Source organism: Neisseria sp. Marseille-Q2251 (genome assembly GCF_940793045.1).
Classification (GTDB): Bacteria; Pseudomonadota; Gammaproteobacteria; order Burkholderiales; family Neisseriaceae; genus Neisseria.
The window spans coordinates 1-4,399 of record NZ_CALNWV010000073.1 but is presented as its reverse complement, the minus strand read 5'-3'; the positions used below and the strand labels follow the sequence as shown (position 1 = coordinate 4,399).

Annotated in this window: 6 protein-coding genes; 4 read left to right on the top strand and 2 right to left on the bottom strand. The window is 48.6% G+C overall.

Annotated features, from left to right (window positions below; genetic code table 11):
- Positions 1-337: 337 nt before the first annotated feature.
- Both lysA and lptM read right to left on the bottom strand, forming a co-directional pair.
- Positions 338-1,558: a diaminopimelate decarboxylase gene (lysA, locus tag AAG834_RS13470; protein ID WP_342032422.1), complete on the bottom strand. Its 1,221-nt coding sequence runs from the start codon at positions 1,556-1,558 to the stop codon at positions 338-340.
- 11 nt (positions 1,559-1,569) lie between these two features.
- Entirely contained in the window at positions 1,570-1,740 is a 171-nt protein-coding gene (gene lptM / locus AAG834_RS13465) for an LPS translocon maturation chaperone LptM (protein ID WP_003755649.1), read from the bottom strand.
- A gap of 70 nt (positions 1,741-1,810) precedes the next feature.
- Between lptM and cyaY the strand changes: the two genes are divergently transcribed.
- Genes cyaY through luxS form a run of 4 tightly spaced genes read left to right on the top strand, consistent with a single transcriptional unit; the run spans position 1,811 to position 4,150 of the window.
- Complete coding sequence (gene cyaY, locus AAG834_RS13460; protein ID WP_070860218.1) at positions 1,811-2,134, top strand: iron donor protein CyaY; 324 nt, start codon at positions 1,811-1,813, stop codon at positions 2,132-2,134.
- 26 nt (positions 2,135-2,160) lie between these two features.
- Positions 2,161-3,177, top strand: a complete 1,017-nt coding sequence (locus AAG834_RS13455) for a YeiH family protein (RefSeq protein WP_342032421.1) — start codon at positions 2,161-2,163, stop codon at positions 3,175-3,177.
- Positions 3,178-3,202: 25 nt separating this feature from the next.
- The gene (locus tag AAG834_RS13450; protein ID WP_342032420.1) at positions 3,203-3,622 is read left to right on the top strand and encodes a DUF2251 domain-containing protein; all 420 of its coding nucleotides are present in this window, start codon (positions 3,203-3,205) and stop codon (positions 3,620-3,622) included.
- Positions 3,623-3,643: 21 nt separating this feature from the next.
- Entirely contained in the window at positions 3,644-4,150 is a 507-nt protein-coding gene (gene luxS / locus AAG834_RS13445) for an S-ribosylhomocysteine lyase (RefSeq protein WP_342032419.1), read from the top strand.
- Positions 4,151-4,399: the final 249 nt, after the last annotated feature.

The following is a 4,399-nucleotide window of genomic DNA, read 5'->3' as shown; positions in this document are numbered from 1 at the left end:
TCAAAATCCCAAGGTATTGAAGATCAACGAAAGCTTTGTCACGGTATCGTGTGAAACGACCGAAAGCACCTGCGAAGACAAGACGCAGCATTTCGCCAATACGGACAAATCATGCAAGATATTTGAGCCTTGAGGCATCGATAGCAAAAGGTCGTCTGAAACCTAAATTGGTTTGCCGTTGTGCTTTTTCGGTGACAGTGCAGTGAAGGGACAGATATTGGATTGGGTATCGTTCGTCTTGGGTCAGTTGCGTGTGACTCATATGGAAAGCTTTGATTTACTTAATCTTTAGCCCATAAACCCGCTTGGTGGTTTATGGGCTATAAACGATCAAACCTTACAGACAAGCCATTTCGTTTGCCATTTGCTGTTCTAAGGTTTCGCGTCGGCGGATAAGCCGGTATTCGTTGCCGTCCACCAAGACTTCCGCCGCCCGGTTGCGTGTGTTGTAATTGCTTGCCATGCTGGCGCCGTATGCGCCTGCGCTGCGGATAACCAGCAAATCGCCTTCTTCGCAGGCAAGGGTGCGGTCTTTGCCGAGGAAGTCGCCGGTTTCGCAAATCGGGCCGACGATGTTGGCAGTCAGTGGCGGGATGTTTTTTGGTTCTACCGCTTCGATATGGTGATACGCGTCATACAGGGCGGGGCGCATGAGGTCGTTCATGGCGGCATCGACCATGACGAAGTTTTTCTCTTCGCCGTGTTTGACGAACTCGACACGCGCCAGCAGCGAACCTGCATTGCCGACTAAGCTACGGCCTGGCTCAAGAATGAGTTTCAGACGACGTGTGCCAATCAGTTTTTGAACTGCTTGGGCATACGCGCCCAAATCAGGGACGGTTTCGTCTTGATAAACGATGCCGACGCCACCGCCTAAGTCCAAATGTTCTAAAACGATGCCTTCATTCGCCAATTGGTCGACCAAAATCAAGATGCGTTCGCAGGCTTCGATGAGCGGGCTTAAGTCGGTCAGTTGTGAACCTATGTGGCAATCGATGCCGATGATTTTGAGGTGGCTTTGGCGGGAGGCATGGCGGTAGGCTCCGAGAGCGTCGGCGTAGGCGATGCCGAATTTGTTGGCTTTCAGACCGGTGGAGATGTAAGGATGGGTTTTGGCATCGACATCGGGGTTGACGCGCAGGGAGACGGACGCGGTTTTGCCCAAGCGTTCGGCAACCTTTTGAATGCGATCGATTTCGGGGATGCTTTCCATATTGAAGCATTTCACGCCGGCATGTAGCGCAAACTCGATTTCCGCCTCGCTTTTGCCCACGCCTGAAAAGATGGTTTTCGCCGCGTCGCCGCCCGCCGCCAAAACGCGCGCCAGTTCGCCGCCGGAGACGATGTCGAAACCGCTGCCCAGCGAGGCGAAGTGTTTGATGATGCTCAGATTGCCGTTGGCCTTGACGGCGTAGCAGACGAGCGGGGAAAGCGCGGCAAACGCGGTTTGGTAGTTTTCAAATGCTTCGATCAGCGCGGATTGGCTGTACACATAAAGCGGCGTGCCGAATTCTTCGGCAAGGCGGGAATAGGGAACTTGTTCGCAATGCAGGGTCATGTTGGTGAGGCTTAATCGTTGGTTTGATTGGTAGGTTCTTTGGAAGAATGGATTTTCAGGCCGGTTTGGACCACGCCGAAACGCGCCTTGTCGCCTTCTTTGGGCAGGTAGAGGTCGCCTTTGTAACCGCAGGCTGAAAGCAGGAGGGCGGTTGCCGCCGCAAAAAATACGCCGTATTTCATCGGTAAACTTCCTTCATAAGCGCGAATGTGGCAAGATTCGGTATCTTAAACAAAAAACACACAAAAAGCCATGATGACCGAAAGCGAATTCATCCGCATAAGCGAAGCATTATTTGAACACATCGAAGACCAAATCGACGAAAACGGCTGGGATTTCGACTGCCAGTTTGCCGGAAACGTGCTGACCATCGAAGCCGGAGACGGCACCCAAATCATCGTCAACCGCCACACGCCCAATCAGGAATTGTGGATTGCCGCCAAAAGCGGCGGCTACCATTTCGCCGAGCAAAACGGTAAATGGCTGGCAACGCGCGACGGACGGGATTTCTACGACGTTCTAAACGAAGCCCTGAGCACGGCTTCGGGCGAAGCGGTAAAGATTGCCGAATTGTAATTTGAGTGTTATCACGGAAAGAAAAAATGGACACACGTCCCTTTTATTTCGGACTTATATTTATCGCGATTATCGCTATACTTGCTAACTATTTAGGAAACACTGATTTTTCCCATCATTATCATATCAGTGCTTTAATTATTGCTATCTTGCTGGGAATGGCAATCGGCAATACCATTTATCCGCAATTTTCAACACAAGTGGAAAAAGGCGTTTTGTTTGCCAAAGGCGCGCTTCTTCGCACTGGCATTGTGCTGTATGGTTTCCGCCTCACTTTTGGCGATATTGCCGATGTAGGATTAAATGCTGTCGTTACCGATGCAATCATGCTAATTTCAACCTTCTTTTTTACTGCACTTTTAGGCATTCGTTATCTAAAAATGGATAAACAATTGGTTTATCTCACTGGGGCAGGTTGCAGCATTTGCGGTGCGGCAGCAGTGATGGCGGCAGAGCCTGTTACCAAAGCAGAATCCCATAAAGTTTCAGTGGCGATTGCCGTAGTGGTCATTTTCGGGACGCTTGTTATTTTTACTTACCCCTTGTTCTACACGTGGTCACAACATTTAATTAACGCCCATCAATTCGGTATTTATGTTGGTTCTAGTGTACACGAAGTGGCTCAAGTTTATGCGATTGGGGAAAATATTGATCCTATCGTGGCGAATACTGCCGTCATTTCCAAAATGATCCGAGTGATGATGCTCGCCCCCTTTTTATTAATGCTTTCTTGGTTATTAACACGTAGTAATGGAGTATCAGAAAATACATCACACAAAATTACAATTCCTTGGTTTGCTGTACTTTTTATTGGTGTTGCCATTTTTAATTCTTTTGATTTATTACCAAAAGAACTCGTGAAATTATTCGTTGAAATCGATTCTTTCTTATTAATTTCATCAATGGCTGCGCTTGGCTTAACGACGCAAGCAAGCGCAATCAAAAAGGCAGGATTAAAACCGTTTGTTTTAGGAATACTAACTTATTTATGGCTAGTGGTTGGTGGATTTTTAGTGAACTATGGAATATCAAAATTAATATAAAATTCACTAAAGAGAGCGTTACCCAATGGCACAATTACCGCTATATCTGACTTCTGAAATCAAAGACTTTACTGTCGGCACGCCCGAAGTTTTACAATCATTTTTCGAACATGTCCCTTATGGCGTCGTCTTTGAAGACGACGGCGACACAGGCTACTTCTATGCTGCCTCGAAAGATGGGATTTTGGATGCTTTGCATATCTACAATGTCGAAGATGTATCCGACAAACATATCCCCAATCATGTTTTGATTTTATGGGACGATGCCTGCACTTTGGCAGCTTTGTGCATCAACGACTACATCCATGCCGTCTATGATTTTGTCGCGCAGGCAGGATATTGCCGCAACGGCTTCCCTGAGGCACACGGAGAATGGGTGAAAGTCGAAAACCGCGTCTTGGACGATGAATTGCTGGACAAACTCCTCTCCCGAAAATCTACATAACCCACTCAAAAGGATAACAAAATGCCCCTGTTAGACAGTTTCAAAGTCGACCACACCCGTATGCACGCCCCCGCCGTACGCGTGGCGAAAACCATGACTACGCCCAAAGGCGACACCATTACCGTATTCGACCTGCGCTTTTGCGTTCCCAACAAAGAAATCCTGCCTGAAAAAGGCATCCACACACTGGAGCATTTGTTCGCGGGCTTTATGCGCGACCACTTGAACGGCAACGGCGTCGAAATCATCGATATTTCCCCGATGGGCTGCCGCACCGGTTTCTACATGAGCCTCATCGGCACGCCCGACGAGCAGCAGGTCGCCGACGCATGGCTCGCTTCGATGCAGGATGTGGTCAATGTCAAAGACCAAAGCAAAATCCCCGAGTTGAACGAATACCAATGCGGCACCTACATGATGCACTCGCTCGCTGAAGCGCAAGAAATCGCGCAAAACGTCCTGACACGCAAAGTGGCGGTGAACAAAAACGAAGAGCTGACGCTGGATGAAAGTTTGCTGAACGCTTAAACGATAGGTATTGAAAAAGGTCGTCTGAAAACGGGAAACCGATTTCAGACGACCTTTTGCTTGAATAGAAAGAATGGACAAATTATCCGAGACCTTTGCAAAAAAGCCCTTTCCACCGGCAACCGAAACCCCAACACAGGTTTTCGGCTGTTTCCGCCCCAATCACTCCTGATTCTACCCAAATACCCCCTTAATCCTCCCCGGACGCCCCATAATCAGGCATCCGGGCCGCCTTTTAGGCGGCAACAG